The organism is Halobacillus litoralis, from assembly GCF_009856415.1.
GTDB lineage: Bacteria > Bacillota > Bacilli > Bacillales > Halobacillaceae > Halobacillus > Halobacillus litoralis_C.
This window is the reverse complement of sequence record NZ_WMEZ01000013.1, coordinates 26,823-50,481: the sequence shown is the minus strand read 5'-3', so window position 1 is coordinate 50,481 and position 23,659 is coordinate 26,823. Positions and strand designations below refer to the sequence as shown.

The 23,659-nt window shown below is 44.0% G+C and carries 28 protein-coding genes and 1 rRNA gene; 28 read left to right on the top strand and 1 reads right to left on the bottom strand.

The window, feature by feature from the left end; all coding sequences use genetic code 11:
* The first annotated feature begins 15 nt into the window (after positions 1 to 15).
* The 12 genes from rrf (at position 16) to rsmI (ending at position 7,973) form a co-directional block, all read left to right on the top strand.
* Positions 16 to 129, top strand: a 5S ribosomal RNA gene (gene rrf, locus GLV98_RS19250).
* A gap of 171 nt (positions 130 to 300) precedes the next feature.
* On the top strand, positions 301 to 483 hold the full coding sequence (locus GLV98_RS19245) for a sigma factor G inhibitor Gin (protein ID WP_160917613.1): 183 nt from the start codon (positions 301 to 303) through the stop codon (positions 481 to 483).
* A 227-nt stretch (positions 484 to 710) separates the two neighbouring features.
* The gene (locus tag GLV98_RS19240) at positions 711 to 2,126 is read left to right on the top strand and encodes an aminotransferase class I/II-fold pyridoxal phosphate-dependent enzyme (RefSeq protein WP_160917612.1); all 1,416 of its coding nucleotides are present in this window, start codon (positions 711 to 713) and stop codon (positions 2,124 to 2,126) included.
* Between the two features lie 2 nt (positions 2,127 to 2,128).
* Positions 2,129 to 2,758: a dTMP kinase gene (tmk, locus tag GLV98_RS19235; RefSeq protein ID WP_160917611.1), complete on the top strand. Its 630-nt coding sequence runs from the start codon at positions 2,129 to 2,131 to the stop codon at positions 2,756 to 2,758.
* Positions 2,759 to 2,812: 54 nt separating this feature from the next.
* Complete coding sequence (locus GLV98_RS19230; RefSeq protein ID WP_160917610.1) at positions 2,813 to 3,142, top strand: cyclic-di-AMP receptor; 330 nt, start codon at positions 2,813 to 2,815, stop codon at positions 3,140 to 3,142.
* 18 nt (positions 3,143 to 3,160) lie between these two features.
* Positions 3,161 to 3,601, top strand: coding sequence for a YaaR family protein (locus tag GLV98_RS19225; protein WP_160917609.1), 441 nt, complete (start codon positions 3,161 to 3,163; stop codon positions 3,599 to 3,601).
* A gap of 13 nt (positions 3,602 to 3,614) precedes the next feature.
* On the top strand, positions 3,615 to 4,601 hold the full coding sequence (gene holB / locus GLV98_RS19220) for a DNA polymerase III subunit delta' (protein ID WP_160917608.1): 987 nt from the start codon (positions 3,615 to 3,617) through the stop codon (positions 4,599 to 4,601).
* Positions 4,602 to 4,608: 7 nt separating this feature from the next.
* Positions 4,609 to 5,436, top strand: a complete 828-nt coding sequence (locus tag GLV98_RS19215; RefSeq protein WP_089654613.1) for a PSP1 domain-containing protein — start codon at positions 4,609 to 4,611, stop codon at positions 5,434 to 5,436.
* 15 nt (positions 5,437 to 5,451) lie between these two features.
* Positions 5,452 to 5,796, top strand: coding sequence for a DNA replication initiation control protein YabA (yabA, locus tag GLV98_RS19210; RefSeq protein WP_160917607.1), 345 nt, complete (start codon positions 5,452 to 5,454; stop codon positions 5,794 to 5,796).
* A gap of 300 nt (positions 5,797 to 6,096) precedes the next feature.
* Positions 6,097 to 6,840 (top strand): tRNA1(Val) (adenine(37)-N6)-methyltransferase, encoded by a 744-nt coding sequence (locus tag GLV98_RS19205; protein ID WP_160917606.1) that lies wholly within the window; start codon positions 6,097 to 6,099, stop codon positions 6,838 to 6,840.
* Positions 6,830 to 7,129 (top strand): GIY-YIG nuclease family protein, encoded by a 300-nt coding sequence (locus tag GLV98_RS19200; RefSeq protein ID WP_160917605.1) that lies wholly within the window; start codon positions 6,830 to 6,832, stop codon positions 7,127 to 7,129. The genes GLV98_RS19205 and GLV98_RS19200 overlap by 11 nt, the downstream gene beginning before the upstream one ends.
* Positions 7,098 to 7,973, top strand: a complete 876-nt coding sequence (rsmI, locus tag GLV98_RS19195; RefSeq protein WP_160917604.1) for a 16S rRNA (cytidine(1402)-2'-O)-methyltransferase — start codon at positions 7,098 to 7,100, stop codon at positions 7,971 to 7,973. The genes GLV98_RS19200 and rsmI overlap by 32 nt, the downstream gene beginning before the upstream one ends.
* Before the next feature lie 121 nt (positions 7,974 to 8,094).
* Here rsmI and GLV98_RS19190 read toward each other — a convergent pair whose 3' ends face one another.
* Positions 8,095 to 8,370 (bottom strand): AbrB/MazE/SpoVT family DNA-binding domain-containing protein, encoded by a 276-nt coding sequence (locus GLV98_RS19190; protein WP_075038313.1) that lies wholly within the window; start codon positions 8,368 to 8,370, stop codon positions 8,095 to 8,097.
* Between the two features lie 415 nt (positions 8,371 to 8,785).
* On the opposite strand from GLV98_RS19190, the gene metG reads away from it, so the two are divergent.
* The 16 genes from metG to GLV98_RS19110 all read left to right on the top strand — a co-directional run bounded on the left by metG (position 8,786) and on the right by GLV98_RS19110 (position 23,635).
* Positions 8,786 to 10,741, top strand: a complete 1,956-nt coding sequence (gene metG, locus GLV98_RS19185) for a methionine--tRNA ligase (protein ID WP_160917603.1) — start codon at positions 8,786 to 8,788, stop codon at positions 10,739 to 10,741.
* An 81-nt stretch (positions 10,742 to 10,822) separates the two neighbouring features.
* The gene (locus GLV98_RS19180; protein WP_160917602.1) at positions 10,823 to 11,593 is read left to right on the top strand and encodes a TatD family hydrolase; all 771 of its coding nucleotides are present in this window, start codon (positions 10,823 to 10,825) and stop codon (positions 11,591 to 11,593) included.
* A 213-nt stretch (positions 11,594 to 11,806) separates the two neighbouring features.
* Entirely contained in the window at positions 11,807 to 13,078 is a 1,272-nt protein-coding gene (locus GLV98_RS19175) for a G5 and 3D domain-containing protein (protein WP_160917601.1), read from the top strand.
* A 99-nt stretch (positions 13,079 to 13,177) separates the two neighbouring features.
* A complete protein-coding gene (gene rnmV, locus GLV98_RS19170; RefSeq protein ID WP_160917600.1) occupies positions 13,178 to 13,741 on the top strand; it encodes a ribonuclease M5 in 564 nt (187 codons plus the stop codon).
* Positions 13,731 to 14,600: a 16S rRNA (adenine(1518)-N(6)/adenine(1519)-N(6))-dimethyltransferase RsmA gene (gene rsmA / locus GLV98_RS19165; protein WP_160917599.1), complete on the top strand. Its 870-nt coding sequence runs from the start codon at positions 13,731 to 13,733 to the stop codon at positions 14,598 to 14,600. The genes rnmV and rsmA overlap by 11 nt, the downstream gene beginning before the upstream one ends.
* A gap of 69 nt (positions 14,601 to 14,669) precedes the next feature.
* Complete coding sequence (gene yabG, locus GLV98_RS19160) at positions 14,670 to 15,554, top strand: sporulation peptidase YabG (protein WP_202410141.1); 885 nt, start codon at positions 14,670 to 14,672, stop codon at positions 15,552 to 15,554.
* 730 nt (positions 15,555 to 16,284) lie between these two features.
* Positions 16,285 to 16,545, top strand: coding sequence for a biofilm formation stimulator Veg (veg, locus tag GLV98_RS19155; protein ID WP_035511778.1), 261 nt, complete (start codon positions 16,285 to 16,287; stop codon positions 16,543 to 16,545).
* A gap of 169 nt (positions 16,546 to 16,714) precedes the next feature.
* A complete protein-coding gene (locus tag GLV98_RS19150; protein ID WP_089654602.1) occupies positions 16,715 to 16,894 on the top strand; it encodes a small, acid-soluble spore protein, alpha/beta type in 180 nt (59 codons plus the stop codon).
* Between the two features lie 113 nt (positions 16,895 to 17,007).
* A complete protein-coding gene (gene ispE, locus GLV98_RS19145) occupies positions 17,008 to 17,880 on the top strand; it encodes a 4-(cytidine 5'-diphospho)-2-C-methyl-D-erythritol kinase (protein WP_160917597.1) in 873 nt (290 codons plus the stop codon).
* A 53-nt stretch (positions 17,881 to 17,933) separates the two neighbouring features.
* The gene (purR, locus tag GLV98_RS19140; protein WP_160917596.1) at positions 17,934 to 18,752 is read left to right on the top strand and encodes a pur operon repressor; all 819 of its coding nucleotides are present in this window, start codon (positions 17,934 to 17,936) and stop codon (positions 18,750 to 18,752) included.
* Positions 18,753 to 18,922: 170 nt separating this feature from the next.
* Complete coding sequence (gene spoVG, locus GLV98_RS19135) at positions 18,923 to 19,222, top strand: septation regulator SpoVG (protein WP_075038302.1); 300 nt, start codon at positions 18,923 to 18,925, stop codon at positions 19,220 to 19,222.
* Positions 19,223 to 19,379: 157 nt separating this feature from the next.
* Positions 19,380 to 20,759 carry a bifunctional UDP-N-acetylglucosamine diphosphorylase/glucosamine-1-phosphate N-acetyltransferase GlmU gene (gene glmU / locus GLV98_RS19130; RefSeq protein ID WP_160917595.1) on the top strand — a complete coding sequence of 460 codons (1,380 nt, stop codon included), beginning with the start codon at positions 19,380 to 19,382 and terminating at the stop codon, positions 20,757 to 20,759.
* A 15-nt stretch (positions 20,760 to 20,774) separates the two neighbouring features.
* On the top strand, positions 20,775 to 21,728 hold the full coding sequence (locus GLV98_RS19125; RefSeq protein ID WP_089654598.1) for a ribose-phosphate diphosphokinase: 954 nt from the start codon (positions 20,775 to 20,777) through the stop codon (positions 21,726 to 21,728).
* A gap of 79 nt (positions 21,729 to 21,807) precedes the next feature.
* Positions 21,808 to 22,461 (top strand): 50S ribosomal protein L25/general stress protein Ctc, encoded by a 654-nt coding sequence (locus GLV98_RS19120; protein ID WP_160917594.1) that lies wholly within the window; start codon positions 21,808 to 21,810, stop codon positions 22,459 to 22,461.
* Between the two features lie 303 nt (positions 22,462 to 22,764).
* Complete coding sequence (gene pth / locus GLV98_RS19115; protein WP_160917593.1) at positions 22,765 to 23,328, top strand: aminoacyl-tRNA hydrolase; 564 nt, start codon at positions 22,765 to 22,767, stop codon at positions 23,326 to 23,328.
* Positions 23,329 to 23,404: 76 nt separating this feature from the next.
* On the top strand, positions 23,405 to 23,635 hold the full coding sequence (locus GLV98_RS19110) for an anti-sigma-F factor Fin family protein (RefSeq protein ID WP_160917592.1): 231 nt from the start codon (positions 23,405 to 23,407) through the stop codon (positions 23,633 to 23,635).
* The last annotated feature ends 24 nt before the right edge of the window (positions 23,636 to 23,659 follow it).

The window sequence follows — 23,659 nt, the reverse complement described above, 5'->3', positions numbered from 1 at the left end:
CAAACTTTATATTGATGTGGTGGTGAAGGCGAAGAGGTCACACCTGTTCCCATGCCGAACACAGCAGTTAAGCTCTTCAGCGCCGATGGTAGTCGGGTTTACCCCCGTGAGAGTAGGACGCCGCCACGTCATTTAAAAAACCTTCAGGATTTATTCCTGAAGGTTTTTTGTGGTTTTTATTAAAACTCATCCTTTCTCTTCTATATCAAAATCTATTTTCTTTCATTTCAATGTATAAGGTTGATAGATTCGGAGATACTAAGTGTAAAGACATAGAGACTAAAGAGAGGAGGAGAACGAATGAGCCGTAAAGATCATTGCAGTATATGTGAGAGAGAAACAGAAAAGGGAATTTATCTATTAAGGGTTTTTATTTGTGAAGATTGTGAGGGAGAAATGATCGACACACCAGCTGATGACCCGAAATATGATTACTTTGTGAAGCGTATGGCCAAAGCCCATCGTTCTATGATTCCGTCTTAATATAAATAAGCGTAGCAGCTATGAAGAAGAATACACATCCATCCTCATATCTAGGGTGGATTTTTTATTGTTTAGGAAATGTAAATTCCCATACTGCGAACGCGGAGACTTACTTCAGCCACATTATTTACATGCTACTGTTCGCCAAGGGATATTCTATTGCCGAATCGTTTATTGCTTGTCTGTGGCTCTTTATGTAAGCTTGAACATGGAAGAAGGTGATTCATATGAACCCTACATATATGCCGCTGTACGAAGCGCTTAAACGGAATATAGATCGAAATCCTTTATCTTTTCATGTTCCAGGCCACAAATATGGAAAAGTGTTTGAGAAGCAGGGTTATGAAAAGTTTCAATCCATTTTACAATTGGATGCTACAGAAGTAGAAGGTTTGGATGATCTGCATGCTCCAGAAGGTGTGATCCAGGAAGCACAGCAGTTAGCGAGTGAATTTTTCCATAGTGACCATACCTTTTTCTTAGTAAATGGTACGACGGTTGGCAACATGGCTATGATCTTATCTGTGTGTAACTCAGGGGAAGAGATTATTGTGCAGAGAAATTGTCATAAGTCTGTATTGAATGCTCTGGAACTTTCGGGTGCATCTCCTGTATTTATCTCTCCAAGGTATGAAAAGGAAACAGGACGACATAGTCACGTATCTGTAGAAGATGTCGAGCAAGCTTTAAGGGATCACCCTGACAGTAAAGCCGTTTTTTTAACGTACCCGGATTATTTTGGAAAGGTTTATGATTTGGAAGAAATCGCAGAGGTCGTTCATAGCTGGCGTATCCCCTTACTGGTTGATGAAGCCCACGGGGTTCATTTCCAACTCGGGACCCCTTTCCCAAAGGCTGCCTTAACTGCAGGCGCAGATGGTGTAGCTCAGTCTGCACACAAAATGGCTCCTGCCATGACTATGGCTTCGTTCCTTCACGTACAAGGGGACAGGGTCGATCTGAACCGGATTCATCATTATTTGCAAATGCTGCAGTCGAGCAGTCCTTCCTATCCTCTGATGGCGAGTTTAGACGTGGCGAGGGCTTATTTAGCTTCATGGAGTCCCTCTGATAAAGAGGAATTGTTTTCTTTCTTAGAAAAAGCGAAGTCCTTGTTCAGGTCGTATAACTATTGGGATGTGAGAGCAACGGATGATCCGTTGAAGCTTACGCTGGAGGTTACAAGCGGAACAGGATTTGAGTGGGCGGATGTCTTGGATGGTGTTGGTATCGTACCGGAACTTGCGACAACGAATCAAATTTTACTCGTGTTTGGTCTCGCCCCGAGTGTGGATTTGCTGCTATTGGAAGAACGACTCAAGACCTTGGATTCCCAATTAAAAAAGCATACAAACCGTGCTACAATAATAGAGGATCAAATCCAATTTCCGCCGGTTCAGAAGCTGGAATACAGCTATTCGGTCATGCAGAGAATGGACGTGGTGAGGTTGGATTGGCAAGAAGCTGCAGGACGTGTGGCAGCAGAAGCAATTATCCCTTATCCACCAGGCATTCCTTTAGTCATGAAGGGAGAGCGGTTGGATGAGCAACACATAGCTCAGGTGCATGCCTTGTTGAGTCAGGGTGCACGCTTTCAAAATACAGGTATGGAACAAGGTGTTCTTGTTTTTAAAGGAGAATAGATGTGAAAGGATTGTTTGTATCATTCGAAGGTGGTGATGGAGCTGGTAAATCCTCCATCCTGCGTGAGATTGGAAAAGAATTGAGAGAGCAAGGGTATTCCGTATTGGAAACGAGAGAACCTGGCGGGATCCGCATCGCGGAAAAGATACGAGAAGTGATCCTTGATCCTTCTCACACAGAGATGGACGGACGTACAGAAGCTCTGCTTTATGCGGCTGCACGTAGACAGCATCTTGTAGAAAAAGTCATCCCGGCATTAAACGAAGGGAAAGTTGTACTTTGTGACCGGTTTGTAGACTCCAGTCTTGCCTATCAGGGAGTGGCCCGCGACCTTGGTCTGGAGGAAGTACTTAAAATTAACGAATTCGCGATCGATGATCATATGCCGGATGTGACTTTGTTGTTTGATATCAAGCCTGAACGAGGGTTGGAGAGAATTGCTGCGAACCAGGGAAGAGAGAAAAACCGTCTGGACCTTGAACATATCGATTTTCATGAAAAAGTCTATGACGCCTACCAGCGACTGGCCGAACAAAATAAGGAGCGCATCAAGGTAATCGATGCTGATCAGGAGTTCGAATCTGTAAAAAGAGATGCGTCCCACGTTTTAAGCGGTTATCTCTCATCATAAATTCCAGCTATTTGTTATAATAGGAGAAAACACCCAACAGGAGGGTATGATTGCATGAAGATGATCATTGCGGTCGTTCAGGATAAAGATAGCAATCGTTTGACGGATGCCTTAGCAGAGAATGATTTTAAAACGACCAAACTATCAACAACAGGTGGGTTTTTACGAGAAGGAAATACCACGTTCATGATCGGTTGTGATGATGATGATGTGGATGATGCGTTAGATATTATTAAAGATAATTGCAGCCAACGGGAGCAGATGGTTGCTCCTATATCCCCGATGGGTGGAAATGCAGACTCTTACATTCCTAAACCAGTCAAGGTTGAGGTAGGGGGAGCCACTGTATTTATTTTGCCGGTCGATTCCTTTTTTCAGTTTTAACTTAGAAGGGGTACAAGTATGAAGATCAATCAAGAAATACGGACACAAATGGATGCGGCAAAAAAACATTCCTCTCATCAGACGAACGGGAAGCCTAGTTTTGATGCGATGGTGCAGTTCCAATCAAGGCAGCTTCAAGAAGCCCAATTGAACCGGCTGATGAATCATATAACAGCACAGGGGGAACGGGTGGCAAGGGCTCGGTCCTTCCGTGATTTGGCTAAATACAAGCGTCTCATCAAAGACTTCATGAAAGAATCCGTTCAATATGGGATGAACTTGAAGCATTCTCATAGTTGGAATGTACACGGGCAGACCCGTAAGTTGACGATTGTAGAATCTGTCGATGAGAAGCTATCTGAACTGACAGAGGCAGTCATGGATCAAGAAAAGCGAACGGTTCATCTGCTTGGATTGATTGGTGAAATCAAAGGTTTGCTCATTAATTTATATACGTAAGGACGGAAGTAGTATGCAGACTTGGACACAAATGAAAGACATCCAGCCTCTAGCTGCCCAAATGCTGATGAACAGTTTCAAAAAGGATCGGATTTCACACGCTTATTTATTTCAAGGCAACCGTGGGACCGGTAAACGGGAGATGAGCATCCTTTTTGCGAAAAGCATATTTTGCAAAAATAAAGAAGGGGCGGAACCTTGTCAGAGCTGCAGGGACTGCCACAGGATCGATTCAGGTAACCATCCTGACTTGCACTGGATTGAGCCTGAGGGACAATCCATTAAAAAAGAACAAATTCTTCATTTGCAAAAAGAATTTACTTATACAGGGTTGGAGTCAAATCGGAAAGTCTATATCATCGTTGATGCAGAAAAAATGACGGTCAACGCTTCGAACCGGTTATTGAAATTTTTAGAAGAACCGAGTCAGCAGACGACAGCGATGCTTCTGACAGAGAGTGGACCGACCATCCTCGATACCATCAGGTCCCGCTGCCAATTGCTCGCCTTTCAACCTCTGAATCCCTTGCGTGTCCAGGAAAAACTGGTTGAAGAAGGAGTCTCTGAATCAAATGCGAGACTTTTGTCCTCGTTAACGAATAACTTGACAGAAGCCCTCGAGATGAATGAAGATGAGTGGTTTGCGAATGTGCGAAAACTAGTGATACAATTAATTGAAGTGCTTCAAAATAAACCAAATGAAGGACTTTTGTTTATCAACCATCAGTGGATGCCTCATTTCAAGGAACGAACGCAGCTGCAGCGTGGTCTGGATGTATTGATGCTCTGGTTTCAAGATGTGATCAACCAACTTTTGGACCGGGAAGAATCGATTATTTTCACGACAGAGAGAGAAAATTTGAACCAGGCAGCAATGCGTTGGTCACGTCAGTCAGCCGCGCGAAGCTTAACAGATATTCTTGAGGCGAAACGAAAGATAAATCAAAATGTCCATCCTAATTTAGTGATGGAACAACTTACCCTTCAACTACAGAGGTGATGATCGAATGATCGAAGTTGTAGGTGTCCGATTTAAGCAGGCGGGTAAGGTATATTATTTCGATCCGGGGGGACTGCGGATGACGACGGATGATTATGTCATCGTCGAAACCGTACGCGGAATCGAATTCGGAAAAGTTGTCATTGCTAATAAATCCATAGATGAAGAAGACGTTGTTTTACCTCTTAAAAAAGTCATCCGTATGGCAGATGATAAAGATAAAGTGACGGTGGATGAAAACAAAGACAACGCCGCAGAAGCTTACCGGGTTTGCGAAAAGAAAATCCGTGAACATAAATTGGACATGAATCTTGTGGATGTCGAATATACGTTTGATCGTAACAAAGTCATCTTCTATTTTACGGCTGATGGCCGTGTGGACTTCCGTACATTAGTCAAAGATCTTGCGTCGGTCTTCAAGACGAGGATCGAACTGCGCCAAATCGGCGTCAGGGATGAAGCGAAAATGCTCGGGGGGATCGGTCCATGTGGACGGATGCTTTGTTGCTCAACATTTTTAGGTGATTTCGAACCTGTTTCTATAAAAATGGCCAAAGACCAGAACTTATCCTTGAACCCAGCGAAAATTTCTGGACTTTGCGGCCGCTTAATGTGTTGTCTCAAGTATGAAAATGATGATTACGAAAATGCGAAGAAAGAGCTTCCTGACCTCGGTGAAAGCATTGCGACATCCTTCGGTAAAGGAAAGGTCGTCGGGCTTAATATGCTGGAGCGTATGGTACAGATTGAATTCCGCGACAAAGAGCGCGTTCTTGAATACTCTCTGCAAGAATTGATCGATGAAGGAGTTCTTCAAACCGAAGCCTCAGAATAAAGGGTGGAGTCGAGCGTGAAGAAGAAAGCCATATTTGAACAAGTATCCCATTTCGAAAGTCAAATCGGTGAGCTCTATGAACAGCTCGGCGATTTAAAGAAACAGCTGGCCTATCTCTTAGAAGAAAACCAGCATTTATCGCTTGAAAATCATCACTTGCGACAACGGTTGGAGAAAGAAAATGAAAAGGATCAATCTTCCTCAGGATCCAAACAGGACAAGGGTGCAGTCGTTGGGGAAGGCTATGATAACCTTGCGAGGCTCTACGAAGAAGGCTTTCATATTTGTAATCTTCACTTCGGCAGCCCGAGAGACGAAGATTGTCTGTTTTGCTTATCTTTCTTGAACAAAAAGAAATAATTCCAGGTCCAAGCCTTTCCTTGCTCGTTCGAGGAAGGGCTCTCTTTATATCATGGCGATCGTGTAAGAGTGGATTTCGAGATGCTTGCGTGAGTTAGGGGTTACGGGAAATGATTCGCTTTCCGTGGGGCGGGCGCTGAGCCTCCTCAAGCTTCGCTCTGCGGGGTCTCAGCTGTGCCGCCATCCCCGCAGGAAAGCGAGCCGTTTCACAGCCACTATAAACTCATACGATAGTCTCGAAACTGAGTATCAAACTTATATATCATAGAAAATAGAGTGAAAAAAGAAAGGAAAGCGGAAATGGTTCAATTATATGGAGATGAACGAATTGATTTTTTATTAGCGAAAGAAAACATGCGGATCATCCAAAGTCCGAGCGTATTCGCTTTTTCGTTGGATGCGGTGTTACTCGCTGACTTTACTTATGTACCAAAAACACGAGGGAAAATCCTGGATTTATGTACAGGGAATGGGGTCGTCCCTCTTTTTCTTTCCACCCGCTCAAGCGTTCCGATTACCGGAGTGGAGATTCAGGAGCGGCTCTATGATATGGCCCTCCGTAATATCGAGCTGAATGAACTCGGAGATCAACTTGATATGATACATGGGGATCTAAAGGACATGCCCGGGCATTACGGTAATGACAAATTCGATCTTGTCACATGCAATCCTCCTTATTTTCCTACTCCGAAAGCGGATGAACAAAACTTGAATGAGCATTTGGCGATCGCCAGGCATGAAATCCATTGCAGTTTAGAAGACGTGGTAGAGTCCTGCAGCAGACTGGCGAAGTCCGGGGGAAAAGTATCGATGGTTCATCGTCCTGAGCGCATGGTGGAAATCATTCAATTATTCAAGAAGTATAAGTTGGAACCGAAACGTATGCAGCTTGTATATCCGAAAGAAAGAAAAGAGGCGAACATTTTACTGATTGAAGGAGTCAGAGACGGAAAGCCCGGACTGAAAATCTTACCTCCGTTATACGCTCTTACGGATGATGACGAATATACACCAGAACTAAGGGAAATTCTTTATGGAGAATAGTCATTTCGTCTATATGCTCAAATGTAAGGATGGGACCCTTTATACCGGTTACACGAACAACTTGGAAGCTAGACTGGAAAAGCATCAGAGCGGCAAAGGGGCTAAGTATACAAGAGGTAGGGGGCCGCTTGTGCTAGAAGCATATGAAGTGTATAAAACGAAGTCAGAAGCCTTACAACAAGAATACCGGCTGAAACGGATGACAAGGAAAGAGAAAGAAGGCTGGATTGAAAAAAGAAAGGAAGGAGTGAGCGTGGATGAACGTACAAAAAAGTTTCATGGATCATGAACAAGGAACGCTGTATATTGTACCCACTCCAATCGGGAACTTAGAAGATATGACCTTCCGAGCCGTCCGCACTTTAAAAGAAGTGGATATAATTGGTGCTGAGGATACGAGGAATTCTAGAAAATTGCTCAATCACTTTGAAATCTCTACGACACTTATCAGTTACCATGAACATAACAAACAGACGAAAGGGCCGGAGTTGATTGAAAGACTTCGTGATGGACAGAACATCGCCATCGTCAGTGATGCCGGCATGCCTGGGATATCAGATCCGGGAACAGATCTCGTTCAAAAAGCGGTGGAAGCGGATGTTCCAGTCGTTGTTCTACCAGGCGCGAATGCCGCCTTGCCTGCGCTGGCTGGATCCGGGCTATCCACAGAAGGGTTTTACTTTCATGGATTTCTACCTAGAAAAAAGAAAGATCGCGCCGCCGTTTTACAGCAACTTCAATCCATCCAAGCCACTCTGATTTTTTATGAATCTCCCCATCGATTGAAAGAGATGTTAAGCCATGTCCATGAAGTGCTTGGAGACAGAAAAGCCTCACTAGTCCGGGAACTCACGAAACGGTATGAAGAATATGTCCGTGGTGATTTGGGAGAATTAGTTGATTGGGCTCATGGTGAACAAGTGCGTGGAGAATTTTGTGTAGTGATTGAAGGATCCGACGATGTAGAACCTGCGGATAGCCAATGGTGGGCAAGTTTATCGGTCGTCGATCACGTCCAGCACTATATTGAAAACGATGGCATGAGGAATAAAGAAGCAATCAAGCAGACCTCTCTAGACCGGAAGCTTCCGAAACGGGATGTCTATCAGGCCTACCATGTAGAAGAAAAATAAAAAAGCATGAAAAAACCCCTTACTGTCAGGCCTGTGAACAGTAAGGGGTTGCTTTAACATATGTCTTTTTTCTCTCTATAACCAGTAAATCGTCTCTTATCTATTTATCTCTAAATCTGATTTATTTAAGGTTGTCTTGTAGTTCTGAAAGGAGCATTTGCGCGCCTTCCTTGCTTAGGACTAGATTGCCGTTTGCCAGTTTCATATTTTCATCTGAAACTTCCCCTGTGACATGGCAAGTCATGTTGGGCTTATATTTTTTTAGAACGATGCGATCATCGTCCACATAAATCTCCAACGCGTCCTTTTCGTTAATGCCTAGTGTGCGGCGAAGTTCGATCGGAATAACCACCCGGCCGAGCTCGTCGACTTTACGTACGATACCTGTAGATTTCATATTTCTGTCTCCCCTCAATCAAAAGTTTAGCTGTCATGTTTCGACATATGTCTCGACAATATAGTACCAACCATTCCCAGACGTGTCAATTACTTAAAAAGGGATAAGAATTTCCAACTCCATATACTGGTGCAGGTATTGAAAATGGGTGAGTGGAGCGTTTCATCCAGGCCTCTTTCCAACTCAACCCATCCCTTTCATCCCAAATCTGGTTGGTTTATCCAACCTGTCTATATACATTTTATTTTACCAGAGTATTTACAGATGTGAAATTATAATGTTTGGTTCTTTTGACAGTTTTACGTAAAATTCGGTATATTTTAATGTTAGGAATGGAAATAAAGGAGATAAATCGATAGAATGATACCATGACCTTTTATGACTTATGGTATGAAGATTTTGAGGAGGGAACAGGATGCCTGAGGAAAATAAGACGTTTTATATAACGACACCTATTTATTACCCTAGTGGTAATTTGCATATTGGACATGCCTACACGACCGTAGCGGGTGATGCGATGGCACGCTACAAACGTTTGCGAGGATACGATGTCATGTATTTGACTGGAACGGATGAGCATGGTCAGAAGATCCAGCGGAAGGCTGAGGAAAAAGGAGTCTCCCCCCAAGCTTACGTGGATGATATTGTGAGCGGAATTAAGCAGTTATGGGATAAACTCGACATTTCCTATGATGACTTCATTCGTACAACACAGGATCGCCACAAAGTAGTGGTAGAGAAGATTTTTGATTACTTAATGAAAAAAGGCGACATTTATTTGGATGAGTATGAAGGCTGGTATTGTACGCCGTGTGAATCCTTTTTTACAGAACGTCAGCTTGAAGACGGTCGCTGTCCGGACTGTGGCGGTGAGGTAGAAAAAGTAAAAGAAGAATCCTACTTCTTCAAGATGAGCAACTATGTGGATCAATTGCTTGAGTTCTATGAAAAGAACCCGACATTCATCCAACCTGAAAGCCGTAAAAATGAAATGATCAACAACTTCATCAAACCAGGTCTTGAGGACTTGGCTGTTTCCCGTACGACGTTCGATTGGGGAATTGGAGTGCCAGGAAACGAGAAGCACGTCATTTACGTATGGATCGATGCGTTAAGCAACTATATTTCAGCGCTTGGCTACGATAGTGATGATGATTCCAAATACCAAAAATACTGGCCGGCCGATGTTCAACTCGTCGGAAAAGAGATTGTACGTTTCCATACCATCTATTGGCCGATCATGCTGATGGCTCTGGACTTGCCTTTGCCGAAGCAGGTATTTGCCCATGGGTGGATCTTGATGAAAGACGGAAAAATGTCCAAATCCAAGGGGAACGTCGTGGATCCGGTCCAACTGAGCGATCGTTATGGTCTGGATGCTTTACGCTACTACTTGCTTCGTGAGGTACCATTCGGTTCTGATGGGGTGTTTACACCAGAAGCTTTCGTTGAGCGTACAAACTATGACCTTGCGAATGATCTCGGGAACCTGTTGAACCGTACGGTCGCGATGATCAGTAAATATTTCGATGGTGAAATTCCAGCCCTGAAATTAGGGGAGGACGAATTTGACCAAAGCCTTGAAAAACTTGCCCAAGAGACGAGAATCTCTGTCGAAGATTCACTCGAGAACATGGAGTTTTCTGTGGCTCTTGCCGATCTTTGGAAATTCGTCAGCCGTACGAATAAATATATTGATGAAACACAGCCATGGGTGCTGGCTAAAAATGAAAACCAAAAAGAACGCCTTGGTAATGTCATGGCTCACCTGGCTGAATCACTTCGTCAAATTGCCGTGATGCTTCAGCCGTTCTTGACACAGACTCCTGAGCGTATCTTCCAGCAGCTCGGAGTCACAGCAGATGAGCATAAAGCATGGGAGAGCCTCAGTGAATTCGGAATCCTTCCTGCTGGAACGCAGGTACAAAAAGATCAGCCGATTTTCCCGCGCCTTGAAGCGGAAGAAGAGACTCAAATCATCAAGGACATGATGAAGAAATCAGCTCCTCAAAAAGAAGAAAAGAAAGAGGAGAAAAAGGATCAAGCGGAAGAAGTAACGATCGACGATTTCATGAAGCTTGATTTCCGTGTCGCTGAAGTCCTGAAAGTCGACAAGGTGAAAAAAGCAGATAAGCTGTTGAAAATCCAATTGGACCTCGGATATGAGCAGCGCCAAGTGGTTTCTGGCATCGCTGAACATTACACTCAGGAAGATCTTGTTGGAAGAAAAGTTATTTGTGTAGCCAACTTGAAGCCGGTCAAACTTCGTGGAGAATTGTCTGAAGGAATGATTCTTGCGGGTGAAGATGACAATGGCCTTTCTTTAGCCTCCGTGGATCAAACGTTGAAAAATGGTACGAAAGTGAAATAACACACCAATAAAAAGGGAAAGCTCTCCATAGTGCTTTCCCTTTTTTTACATGACGATTATTTGATGAAGGTGGGAAAATGAATGTTGTTTGATACGCACGTCCACTTGAATGCAGATCAGTTCGAGGAGGACTTGGAAGAAACAATTGAAAGAGCTCAAGAATCTGGTGTCCAGTATATGACCGTTGTAGGCTTCGACAGGAAAACGATCCCGAAAGCAATGGAAATTGCCGAGCGGTATGAGAACATCTATGCCGCTGTAGGCTGGCATCCGGTTGATGCCATAGATATGACGGATGAGGACCTTCAATGGATCGAGGAATTGTCTCAGCACCCGAAAGTCGTAGCAATCGGGGAAATGGGACTCGATTATCATTGGGATAAATCACCGAAAGACGTGCAAAAAGAAGTCTTCCGTAAACAAATCCGTCTGGCAAAGAAAGTGAAGATGCCGATCATCATCCACAATCGTGAGGCGACTGATGATATCGTTGAAATTCTTAAGGAAGAGAATGCATCGGAAGTCGGTGGAATCATGCACTGTTACAGCGGTCCTGTCGAAACAGCGCAGGAATGCATTGATATGAATTTTATGATCTCCTTAGGAGGTCCTGTCACTTTTAAAAATGCAAAATTACCGAAAGAAGTGGCGAAAGCGGTGGATCTTAAGCATTTGTTAGTAGAAACGGACTGCCCGTTCCTTGCTCCGCATCCGAACCGCGGGAAACGAAATGAACCGGCGTATGTGAAGCTCGTGGCCGAACAAATCGCCGAGTTAAAGGGAATTTCCTATGAAGAGGTCAGTGAAACGACGACCTCGAATGCTCTCGAATTCTTTGGAATCCAGTCGTAATAACGAAGACCTTGGAGGGTATATTACAAAACTCATCCAATTGTATGGGAACTGTAACATGTTTGTTATGTTAATCATCTAGGTAAAATAGCATAATAGAGGAGTCAGTGATGGTCATGCTGGCTCCTCTATTTTTGTGTAAAGAGGATCCATTTGACATGAGTTTGTCACTTGACTACAATAAAACGCGTGCTTTAGAAAGGAGGCCAAAGGATGAAAATAGGAAACTTGTTAAAATCAGCCATTAGTCACATAATGGTATGGGCAACTGTGATTGCCGTCCTATGCATCGCCTTTTTAGTAACCGTTTCGTATGAAGCTACTAAAGCTTCTGTGCAAGTGACACAAAATGGGCAGAAAGAACTAATACGCACTCATGCTGATACAATCGATGAATTATTATCAGAGCTCGATGTCACGGTCCAACAACATGATGAATTATCACATAACTTATCCGATCCGGTTGAGTATGGAATGGATGTCACGTACATAGCATCTAAGTCTATCAATCTAGCCATCGATCGTAACCATACAGAAGAATACTTTACAACAGCCTCGACGGTGGAGGAATTCTTTGAGCAGGAGGGTCTAGAGTTCAAAAAACGGGATGAAGTTTCCCATGATCCGGATGCTCTCATTGAAGAAGGCATGGATATCGATGTCCAGCAGGCCTTCCAAGTGACCGTCAATGATGGTGGGGAATCCGGAAAAGTCTGGACGACCGCATCCACGGTTGACGAATTGCTTCAAGAAGAGGGAATCACTCTGAACAAACTGGATGAGTTGAATCTCAGTGAAGAAGAAGAACTCTCCGCCGATAAAAAGGTCATGATTACAAGAGTTGAAAAAGTGACCGATATTGTAGAAGAGGAAGTTGATTTCACAGTGGAAACAAAGAAAGACGACTCTCTTCCAAAAGGGGAAAAGAAAGTCGTTTCCAGTGGTGAAAAAGGTTTGATTACGAAGGAATATGAAGTCATCTTGAAAAACGGTGAGGAAGCAAGCCGTGAACTGGTCAAAGAAACAGTGGAACAAGAGAGTAAGACGGAAGTAGTTGCTCTTGGAACGAAAGTAGAGAAAAAAGCGACAGTTGCTGCTACAAGCTCCTCCAACTCGTCCGACTCGTCCAGCTCTTCCCGTTCTTCTTCTTCAAGTGAAGCTTCTACAACGGTTTCGCGAAACGATACAAGTGGAGCGAAGACCTTATATATGCATGCAACGGCCTATACGGCGAACTGTACAGGCTGTTCCGGTATTACAGCTACAGGTATCAATTTGAAAGCCAATCCTAACCAAAAAGTCGTAGCCGTCGACCCCAGCGTCATTCCGCTTGGAAGCCGCGTCTGGGTAGAAGGATATGGCTATGCCATTGCTGGGGATACAGGCGGAGCTATTAACGGAAACAGAATCGATTTATTCGTTCCTTCCAAAAGTGAAGCCCTGAAATTCGGATCTCGTAATGTAAAAGTAAAAATATTGGATTGATGGAGATAGCAGAGGAATCGTTCCTCTGCTTTTTTCCGTGTATAGAGTCATGGTATGCTATGGAAAGATGATGAAGGGAACGCAACAGGAGGAAAGACAGTGAAAATTAAAGAAGTGATTGTCGTGGAAGGGAAAGATGACACCGCCCGAATTAAATCAGCCGTGGATGCAGATACCATTGAAACGAATGGATCTGCGATTGATGAGAGCGTTCTTGATCAAATTAAACATGCCCAGGATAAAAGAGGGGTCATCATTTTTACGGATCCTGATTATCCTGGGGAACGGATCAGACATATCGTAAGCCAACATGTTCCTGCGTGCAAGCACGCCTTTTTACCAAAACATTTAGCACGGGCGAAACATGACAAGGGGATCGGAATCGAGCATGCGACGGTTGCTGATATCCAGGAAGCACTTTCTGCGGTTTATGAACTCGTAGATATCCAGGAAGGTGAAATAGCAAAAGCTGATCTCGTCAACTACGGGCTCATCGGAGGACCGAGAGCTTCCAAGCGACGTGAGAAATTAGGGATCGCCCTTCAAATAGGCAAGACGAACGGAAAACAGTTATTGAAGCGATTGAATATGTTTCACATTACATCTCAGCAGCTAAATGAAGCGATGGATCAGATCATACAGGAGGAAAGAAATGAACAATAAAGCAGTAGCCACACCGACAAGAACAAAAGAAATCTTGAAGAACTACGGGTTCTCCTTTAAGAAAAGCTTGGGGCAAAACTTCTTAATTGATGTGAACATCTTAAAAAATATCATTGCAGAGGCGGGGATCGACCGTTCGGCGAGTGCGATAGAGATTGGACCAGGGATCGGGGCGCTAACCGAACAGCTGGCTCAGCACGCCGATCGTGTCGTTGCCTTCGAAATTGACCAGCGTCTCCTTCCGATTTTGGAAGAAACTCTTGGGAACTACGACAATGTAGAAGTGATCAACCAGGATATTCTCAAAGCGGATGTCGCCCGTGTGATCGCTGACCATTTCACGCCTGGTCAACAGGTCCGTGTCGTAGCTAACCTTCCATATTATATTACGACACCAATTCTGATGAAACTTCTGATGGATCGGTTACCCATCGACAGCATCACGGTCATGATCCAAAAAGAAGTAGCCGATCGTATGGCTGCTGAACCGAACACGAAAAGTTATGGTTCTCTTTCCATAGCCGTCCAGTATTACACCGAAGCAAGTGTGGTCTTGAATGTACCTAAGACCGTCTTTATGCCTCAACCGAATGTTGACTCTTCCGTTCTTCATCTGGAAATGAGGGAGAAACCACCCGTCGATGTTGAGGATGAAGAGTTCTTCTTCGATGTCGTAAAAGCGACATTCGGTCAACGCAGAAAAACGTTAATGAATAACTTAGCCCGTCATTTCAAAGGGGAAATGGATAAGGAAGAGCTCAGAAGTCGTTTGGAAAAGGTCAACATTGATCCTTCAAGAAGAGGAGAATCCTTGTCGATGCAGGAATTCGCCGATCTAGCCAATGTTTTATATAAGTAACGGGAATTAGACACAAAGCCCATGTTCACACATACACTACAGTAGTGTATAGAGTGAGGTGGGGAAGTGATGATATCAAGTGGAGACCTTGTAACACGGAAATCCTATCAGCACGACATCATTTTTCGAGTGAAGTCAGAGAAGGGACCGCTCTTAAAATTGATGGGCGAACATGTACGACTCGAGGCCGACGCCCCTCTCGATGATCTTGAAAAAGTAACTGGAGCTGAGTATCACCGTAGAAAAAGTGAAGTGGATGAGAAGGAAGCCTATTCCTACCGTTTGTTTCGTCAGGATTACAGGCTCCTCAAAGAAAAAAGGGAAGCAGAAGCGGGAAGCGGGTATGCAGATAAGAAAGAAACCAATTACTTTCAAATACCGCCCCGTATTCTTCATATAGATGGAGATCCATTGTTTTTGAAAAAGTGTATTGCTTTATATGAACAACTTGGTTTGCAAGTCCATGGACAATATCTCCACGAGAAAGAAATGCCGAACCAAGTCCTGTCTCTAATCGAAAAAGTGCACCCGGAAATTGTCGTTTTGACGGGACACGACTCTTACTCCAAAGCGAAAGGAACCATCAGGGAGTTAGAGTCTTATCGTCATTCCAAATATTTCGTAGAAGCTGTCCGAAACATAAGGAGGAAATACCCGAATTTCGATCAAATGGTCGTCTTTGCGGGTGCCTGCCAATCCCATTTTGAATCGATTATAAGGGCCGGAGCCAACTTCGCGAGCTCCCCAGCCAGAGTTAACATTCATGCCATCGACCCGGTCTATGTCGCTGCCCGTGTGGCGTACACTTCGTTTATGGACCATATCAACATATGGGAAGTTATTCGCAATACCATAAGCGGAGAAGATGGCCTTGGCGGAATTGAAACCAAAGGGTTGCTCCGTATTGGCATGCCCTATACCGAAAACCAAACGGAAGAAACCGAAGAAACATAAAACCAAGCCGTCATCACGCCATGACGGCTTTTTTATATTCATCTTCAACTAATGGCAGGATTGGGGAAGACTCGATTTCGAGATGTTTGTGTGGATTTAGGGGCTCCGGGAAAAGGTTCGCTTTCCGTGGGCGAGTGATGAGCCTCCTCGAGCTAACGCTCTGCGGGGACTCATCTACCACGCACTTCCCACAGGAGTCTCACCTTATCCCTCCGCCCCTTTGCCCTATGAGGTTCTCGAAATCCCTCTTATAGTACCTTGCCTGAAACTGTTTTAAATCCTTCTTAAAAACCGCGTTGATATAGGATTCTCAACCAAAAAAGCTCCTAATGCTGGAAGGTAGTTTCGAGAATTCCTTCCGGTAAGTGGGCGGAGGGGAATGGCGAACCTCCTGCGGGAAAAAAGTGCATGGTGAGACCCCACAGGACGCAGTCCGAGGAGGCTCACCGCGCTCCCGCGGAAAGCGAGCTATTACCCGCAGCCCCATCCACTCCACAATAATTTCGAAACTGAGGCTTACCCAATCAGGAGCTTTAGTGGAAGAGGGATATGTACGAATGAGAAGAGATGAAAAAAGTTTACATACTTTTCCTTGAAATGGATAAGCTAACCAGGACCGATTATTTATATCATTCTGTTGCATTGTTAAGACGCAGTTGGTATAATTAATAATTTTATTTGACTTTGTCCCAGGTCTGTGATAAACTAATTTACAGTGAGGTGGAGTGCAGTGGCTAAAACGTTAGTAGAAATCAAGCAATCCCTTGAAGGGCAAATTGGTAAACGCCTAACTTTGAAAGCAAATGGCGGACGCCGTAAAACAATTGAGCGATCCGGTGTATTGGCAGAAACATATCCTGCTGTTTTCATTGTAGAGCTGGATCAAGAAGAAAATGCTTTTGAACGTGTATCTTACAGCTATGCAGATGTACTTACAGAGACAGTCGAATTAAACTTCGACGACCTACAGACTATGGCACTTGAGCAGTGAACCCACCGTTTACTGCTTTTTTATTTTGTCTGCAAAACGGAATACCATTCACAAAGATTAAAGAAGGAATCATTACCATCCTTACATACAACTCCCTTGCTTGTCCGTGACATGTTTCGCACATACTAACATTGTCGTAGCTGAGTGAAAGCGAAAGGAGCTGAAGACGATGGGACGTAAGCGCAGCATGATGTCCGATTCGTTGAAAGAAGAGATCGCGAAAGAACTTGGGTTTTACGACAAGGTAGAAAAAGACGGATGGGGCGGCATTTCTGGGCGGGATGCCGGCAATATGGTAAAACGAGCTATTCAAATGGCAGAAGAACAAATGGTGAACAACCAGCAGTAAACTTTCCCCCTGGCGCTTGATGCTCCGGGGGCTTTTTACATTCTCATCACCTTCACCAACCCATCAAGTATGGTACAATGCTTTCAGAATCATATGGAAGATGAGGTGCTTGCATGCAAATACTTGAAAAAGCTCCTGCGAAAATTAATTTATCTCTTGATGTTTTACATAAACGTGCGGACGGGTTTCATGAAGTAGAGATGGTCATGACAACTGTGGATCTAGCTGATCGCATTGAATTGACCCTCCTCTCTGAAGATGAAATCAAAGTGGAATCGGAAAGCCGTTTTGTCCCGAATGATGAGCGTAATTTAGCCTACCGAGCGGCTCAATTGTTGAAAGATCGTTTCCGGGTGACCCAGGGAGTTAAGATCTTTATTGAAAAGAACATTCCTGTAGCTGCTGGGCTTGCTGGAGGAAGCAGTGATGCTGCAGCTGTTTTGCGTGGTGTGAACCGGATGTGGGAATTAGGTTTGAGCATGGATGAATTAGCTGAACTCGGGTCGGAAATTGGTTCGGATGTGTCTTTCTGTGTCTATGGAGGAACGGCTCTTGCGACCGGACGAGGAGAAAAAATCCAACACCTGCCTGCTCCTCCTCCATGTTGGGTTGTCCTTTCCAAACCTACGCTCGGCGTATCAACACAGTCGGTCTATAAGAATCTTGATTTGAGTGCTGCTCAGCATCCGAATACGGAAGCCATGGTAAAAGCCTTGAAAGAAGGTGACTACTACGGCATTTGTAAGAACGTCGGCAATACACTCGAGGGTGTGACGCTCCAGATGCATGAGGAAGTTGGTCAAATTAAAGAGCAGATGAAACAAGCAGGAGCTGATGCGGTTCTCATGAGTGGAAGTGGCCCAACCGTCTTTTCTCTTGTTGAACACGATGCACGAGCTCAGAGGATCTATAATAGTTTAAAGGGTTTTTGTACGGAAGTTTTCATGGTTCGTATGCTCGGTTACAGAGAACCACTTGATAAATAACGTACGAATTTGTTATATTTAATGAAAACATTCGGATTTAGAGGTGTCTTTGTATGAAAAGAAGCGAAAGACTTGTGGCCATGACTCATTATATTCTCGATCGACCCCGTGATCTTATTTCTCTTCCTTTTTTCTCAGAAAAGTATGATGCTGCCAAATCATCCATCAGTGAAGATTTGGGAATCATCAACAAAATGTTTCAACATGAGGGAATCGGCTATTTAGAGACGATTTCTGGAGCGGCAGGGGGAGTAAAATATATCCCTGCTTTCTCAAAAGAAGAAAGTCATCGTTTTGTTGAAGAGTTGTGTGAAAAGCTGGAGGACCCGGCACGACTCCTACCGGGTGGTTATTTATTTATGAGCGACTTGCTCGGAGATCCGGAAACGACGCGTAACATCGGCAAACTGTTCGCTTCTGCTTTTCGTGATAAAGACATTGATGTAGTGATGACGGTAGCAACGAAAGGGATTCCTCTCGCTTACGCCGTCGCTTCCTACTTGAACGTTCCCGTAGTGATTGCCAGAAGAGATCCGAAAATTTCTGAAGGATCAACGGTGAGCATTAACTACGTTTCCGGTTCGACACGGAAGATTCAGACGATGGTTCTAACGAAGAGGTCTCTTCCTCAAGGATCAAGGGTTTGCATCATTGATGACTTCATGAAAGCTGGTGGAACCATCAATGGAATGCGGAACTTATTAATGGAATTTGATGCTGAATTGGCAGGAATCGGCGTTCTTGCTGAAGCGGAAGACGATGAAGAAGATCGTGTCGTGGACGATTATTTGTCAGTTGTACAAATTATGAATGCAGATGAACGTAAATCCTCCATAGAGGTCCGACCGGGCAATTTATTGGAAAATATATAAAAATATAATTGTGAAAAGAGCCCTCATCCTTTTGTATGAGGGCTTTTCTCATGGTTTCACACCCGAATATACAGAATCATAAAAATTTTTTAGAAAAATTAGCAGGATTTTTTCCCGTTTTGTGGAATTTGTTTTACATAAGTTCTTTTGTATAAAAGGTGGTGAATCTAATGGAAGTAACTGACGTAAGACTGCGACGCGTGAATACTGATGGAAGAATGCGAGCAATTGCTTCTATTACCTTGGACCAGGAGTTTGTTGTCCATGACATACGGGTGATTGATGGCAACAATGGACTGTTCGTGGCGATGCCGAGCAAACGTACTCCGGATGGGGAGTTTCGTGACATTGCACACCCGATTAATTCAGGTACTCGTGGAAAGATCCAGGACGCTGTACTTGAAGCTTATCACCGTGCTGGTGATGAGGAAGAAGCTGAGGTGGAATTCGAAGAAGCCGGCGCTTCCTAATACTTACGCACAACAAGAGTCTAACCGAACCAGGTTAGGCTCTTTTTTTGGTCTTAGACCTTGGTCGGATTTCCGTCCGTGTTCCTCCTCTAAATGTTGAAATACGTGTAGTATTGAGATATGATTCAAAGTGGATATTTAGGATGGAGGTACGTTCATGACTAATCGATATGCTGTCGTTCTAGCCGCTGGCCAAGGTACACGTATGAAGTCAAAACTTTATAAGGTGTTGCATCCCGTATGTGGAAAGCCGATGGTCCAGCACGTTGTCGACCAGTTGAATACATTAGATTTGCAAGAATTGATCACTGTAGTAGGTTTTGGTGCTGAAAAAGTCCAGGAACAGCTTGGTGAAGATAGTCATTATGTTATCCAGGAGGAACAGTTGGGAACAGGCCACGCTGTACTGCAAGCGGATGATATTTTGGCGGATAAAGAAGGGACGACCGTGGTTGTCTGTGGCGACACGCCATTGTTGACCGGGGAAACGCTTCAAAAGCTTCTGGATCATCATGATGCAGAAGGAGCAAAGGCGACGGTGCTGACTGCCCATGCCGAAGACCCGCACGGCTACGGACGCGTCATTCGTGGCGGAAATGGCCAAGTGGAACGAATTGTTGAGCAAAAAGATGCGTCTGATGAAGAACAGGCGATTCAAGAAATCAATACAGGTACGTATTGTTTTGATAATGCTATGCTGTTTGATGCACTTAAGAACGTCTCTAATGATAATGTTCAAGGCGAATATTACCTGCCGGACGTCGTTGAAATTCTGAAGGGTCAAGGGGAAACCATCAGTGCCTATCAAACACCGGAGTTTTCGGAATCTCTTGGTGTTAATGATCGTGTTGCTTTATCAAAAGCAGAAAAGCTAATGAAACAACGGATAAACGAGCAACATATGAGAAATGGGGTTACGCTTGTCGATCCTGAACAAACGTATATTGGTCCAGATGTGACTATAGGAAGAGATGTTGTCATCTATCCTGGAAGCGTCTTGGAAGGGACAACGACCATTGAAGATGATGCTCTTATCGGCCCTCATTCTACGATCACGAATTGCCATGTGGGCAGTGAGACGACAATTAAACAGAGCGTCGCTGCTGATAGTAAAATCGGTTCCCGCGTTCAAATTGGACCATTTGCTCACATCCGTCCGCAATCATCTCTAGGCGACGATGTGAAAGTTGGTAACTTTGTGGAAGTGAAAAAGGCTTCTTTCGGCGATGGAAGCAAAGCTTCTCACCTAAGCTATATCGGGGATGCTGAGGTTGGAAGTGGTGTCAACATCGGTTGTGGTACCATCACGGTGAACTACGATGGGGAAAACAAGCATTTGACGACGATTGAAGATGATGCATTTATCGGATGCAATTCAAACTTAATTGCTCCTGTCATCGTAGGAAAAGGAGCTTATGTAGCTGCGGGCTCCACGATCAACCAGGATGTCCCGTCCGAGGCTTTGTCGATTGCCCGTTCCCGTCAGACGAACAAAGAAGGCTATGCAAGTAAAATGAAATCGATCAAAAAAGATTAACGGAGGGTTCCATCCATGGCAACTGGATATAAGGATTCAAAACTGAAAGTATTCTCACTCAACTCAAATCCTGAGTTAGCGAAAGAGATTGCTGATAACATCGGAGTAGAGCTAGGTAAATGTACAGTCACGAGCTTTAGTGACGGAGAGATTCAAATCAACATTGAAGAAAGTATCCGTGGGTGTGATGTGTATGTTGTCCAATCCACATGTGAGCCCGTCAACCAACACATCATGGAACTCCTAATCATGATCGATGCTTTAAAACGTGCGTCTGCTAAATCAATCAATATTGTCATGCCTTATTACGGCTATGCAAGACAAGACAGAAAAGCGCGTGCCCGCGAGCCAATTACAGCGAAATTGATTGCGGATCTTCTTGAAACGGCAGGAGCTTCCCGCGTATTGATGCTTGATCTGCACGCACCACAAATTCAAGGATTCTTCAACCTGCCAATCGATCACCTTGTCGGTGTACCGATTCTATCCGACTATTTTGAGGAGAAGAATTTTGAGGATGTTGTCATCGTTTCTCCTGACCATGGAGGCGTAACGCGTGCTCGTAAAATGGCGGATCGTCTAAAAGCTCCTATTGCGATTATCGATAAGCGCCGTCCACGTCCAAACGTTGCAGAAGTCATGAACATTGTCGGTAACATTGAAGGCAAGACCGCGATTTTAATCGATGACATTATTGATACAGCAGGAACCATTACACTGGCGGCCAATGCCCTTGTCGAGAACGGTGCCAAAGAAGTGTTCGCTTGTTGTACGCACCCAGTGCTATCTGGACCTGCCATTGAGCGTATCGATAATTCGAAAATTAAAGAGCTTGTGGTTACAAACACAATTCCACTTGGCGAAGAGAAATCAAGCGAGAAAATTACAGAGTTGTCTGTAGCTGGCTTGATCAGCGAAGCTATTGTCCGTGTGCATGAACGTCAATCCATTAGTATTTTATTTGATTAATTTTGAATGATTAGGTTTAACTCTTGTTTTTAACGGGAAACTGAAATAATGATTGGTAAATTACTGGAGGTTGATTAATTTGGCTATTACATTAAAAGCAAATCAAAGACAAAATCTCAAGCAATCTGTAACCCGTGAAATTCGACTCGAAGGTAACATTCCTAGTGTCGTATACGGGAAGGATAAAGAACCGATCACGGTTGCTGTTAACAGCATAGAGTTACTTAAAACCGTTCGTGATGAAGGTAAAAACGCGATTATCTCTCTTGATATTGAAGGAAAAGACACCGTGGATGTCATGTTGCATGAATATCAAGTCGATCCATTGAAAGATGAATTGATCCACGCAGACTTCTATGTTGTAAACATGTCTGAGGAAATGGATGTCGAAGTTCCTGTACACTTAGAAGGTGAAGCAGCAGGAAGTAAAGAAGGCGGCGTCGTCCAGCAGCCGCTTTACGATTTGGCTGTACGTGCGAAGCCACGCGATATTCCTGAGGAAATCGTTGTTGACATTTCAGAATTGAACATCGGTGACAGCATCATGGTTGGTGACTTAAAAGAGTCCCGCAAGTATGAGATTACCGAAGATGAAAATACGACGATCGTATCTGTTACTCCACCGGAAGAGATGCCGGAAGACGAGCCGGATACAGATTCTGATGCTGAACCTGAAGTTATCAATGAGAAATCAGAGGATGCAGAAGAAGATTCTGAAGAAAAAGAAGAGTAAGAGGAAACACCCAAAGGGCGTGGCCAAGAAGGCGCGCCCTTTTTAATCGTTCGTCTTTTATATTCCTGGGGTCATAAGTCAATCAATGGTGGTAAAGAAGCTTTATATCTGTTGATGGGCTTATGCTCTTGCTGTACCCAATTTTGGTGTCCTGCGGTTTAAGAACCAGTGTTGAGGGGATTGTATAAACACCCGACAGATTAGGAGCAAGTTTTTGCATGGGTGGAACGCATTTTGACATCTTTCCGCGTTTCCATTTGATATAATGAATCAATAGTATAAAGACAGAAAAGGAAGTTATGTATGAAGTGTATTGTAGGACTTGGTAATCCAGGGAAAAAGTATGAAGAGACCCGTCACAATATCGGGTTTATGATTATAGATGAATTAGCTTCTCGAAATCAGTGGTCCTTGAGTCAGAAAAAATTTAACGGTTTATTCACAATGGAGCGCTTCAACGGGGAGAAAATCATTCTTTTGAAACCTCAAACGTACATGAATTTATCTGGTGAATCACTACGGCCGTTGATGGAATTTTATGATATTGAAGTTGAAGATGTGTTGGTGGTCTATGATGACTTGGATTTGCCGCCAGGGAAGATTCGTTTGCGCAAAAAAGGCGGCCATGGCGGTCATAATGGCATTCGCAACATTATCGATCAATTGGGAACAAAAGAATTCAAACGGCTGCGTGTCGGTGTAGGTCGTCCGGAAGGTTCAAAAACAGTCATCGATCATGTGTTAGGTGGCTTCTCTAAAGAAGAACAAGGACCAGTAGAAGAAAGCATTGATCATGCGGTGAAAGCTTGTGAAGCATGGATCGAGCAACCATTTAACGAAGTGATGAATGATTTTAATGTGAAGTGACGGGATTACTGTGTTCGTATAACAGTCCCGAATGACGGTAAAACTATCTACCATCAACCCCTCAAGGAGGATGGAAATGAAAATACGTTATTTTTGCCGTCATTGTGAAAACCAGGTCGGAGAATTAGATGCGAAACATGTGGATGTGTCCCAGTTGGGCTTTGATATCTTAAATGATGCGGACCAAGAACAAATGGTTCATATGACAGCGAGCGGCGACATGGACATCAAGACCATTTGTGACTCGTGCAAAGAATCATTAGACGACAATCCACATTACCATGAGCTCGACTTTTTTATACAGTAACTCTTGATTTCTGACCAATCGGAA

Bases quoted from the DNA above. Each gene is read 5' to 3' on its own strand.
- GLV98_RS19245 (WP_160917613.1), top strand. From the start codon at position 301: ATGAGCCGTAAAGATCATTGCAGTATATGTGAGAGAGAAACAGAAAAG.
- GLV98_RS19240 (WP_160917612.1), top strand. From the start codon at position 711: ATGAACCCTACATATATGCCGCTGTACGAAGCGCTTAAACGGAATATA.
- GLV98_RS19230 (WP_160917610.1), top strand. From the start codon at position 2,813: ATGAAGATGATCATTGCGGTCGTTCAGGATAAAGATAGCAATCGTTTG.
- GLV98_RS19225 (WP_160917609.1), top strand. From the start codon at position 3,161: ATGAAGATCAATCAAGAAATACGGACACAAATGGATGCGGCAAAAAAA.
- holB (WP_160917608.1), top strand. From the start codon at position 3,615: ATGCAGACTTGGACACAAATGAAAGACATCCAGCCTCTAGCTGCCCAA.
- GLV98_RS19215 (WP_089654613.1), top strand. From the start codon at position 4,609: ATGATCGAAGTTGTAGGTGTCCGATTTAAGCAGGCGGGTAAGGTATAT.
- GLV98_RS19205 (WP_160917606.1), top strand. From the start codon at position 6,097: ATGGTTCAATTATATGGAGATGAACGAATTGATTTTTTATTAGCGAAA.
- GLV98_RS19200 (WP_160917605.1), top strand. From the start codon at position 6,830: ATGGAGAATAGTCATTTCGTCTATATGCTCAAATGTAAGGATGGGACC.
- rsmI (WP_160917604.1), top strand. From the start codon at position 7,098: ATGAACGTACAAAAAAGTTTCATGGATCATGAACAAGGAACGCTGTAT.
- GLV98_RS19190 (WP_075038313.1), bottom strand. From the start codon at position 8,370: ATGAAATCTACAGGTATCGTACGTAAAGTCGACGAGCTCGGCCGGGTG.
- metG (WP_160917603.1), top strand. From the start codon at position 8,786: ATGCCTGAGGAAAATAAGACGTTTTATATAACGACACCTATTTATTAC.
- GLV98_RS19180 (WP_160917602.1), top strand. From the start codon at position 10,823: ATGTTGTTTGATACGCACGTCCACTTGAATGCAGATCAGTTCGAGGAG.
- GLV98_RS19175 (WP_160917601.1), top strand. From the start codon at position 11,807: ATGAAAATAGGAAACTTGTTAAAATCAGCCATTAGTCACATAATGGTA.
- rsmA (WP_160917599.1), top strand. From the start codon at position 13,731: ATGAACAATAAAGCAGTAGCCACACCGACAAGAACAAAAGAAATCTTG.
- yabG (WP_202410141.1), top strand. From the start codon at position 14,670: ATGATATCAAGTGGAGACCTTGTAACACGGAAATCCTATCAGCACGAC.
- GLV98_RS19150 (WP_089654602.1), top strand. From the start codon at position 16,715: ATGGGACGTAAGCGCAGCATGATGTCCGATTCGTTGAAAGAAGAGATC.
- ispE (WP_160917597.1), top strand. From the start codon at position 17,008: ATGCAAATACTTGAAAAAGCTCCTGCGAAAATTAATTTATCTCTTGAT.
- purR (WP_160917596.1), top strand. From the start codon at position 17,934: ATGAAAAGAAGCGAAAGACTTGTGGCCATGACTCATTATATTCTCGAT.
- spoVG (WP_075038302.1), top strand. From the start codon at position 18,923: ATGGAAGTAACTGACGTAAGACTGCGACGCGTGAATACTGATGGAAGA.
- glmU (WP_160917595.1), top strand. From the start codon at position 19,380: ATGACTAATCGATATGCTGTCGTTCTAGCCGCTGGCCAAGGTACACGT.
- GLV98_RS19125 (WP_089654598.1), top strand. From the start codon at position 20,775: ATGGCAACTGGATATAAGGATTCAAAACTGAAAGTATTCTCACTCAAC.
- pth (WP_160917593.1), top strand. From the start codon at position 22,765: ATGAAGTGTATTGTAGGACTTGGTAATCCAGGGAAAAAGTATGAAGAG.
- GLV98_RS19110 (WP_160917592.1), top strand. From the start codon at position 23,405: ATGAAAATACGTTATTTTTGCCGTCATTGTGAAAACCAGGTCGGAGAA.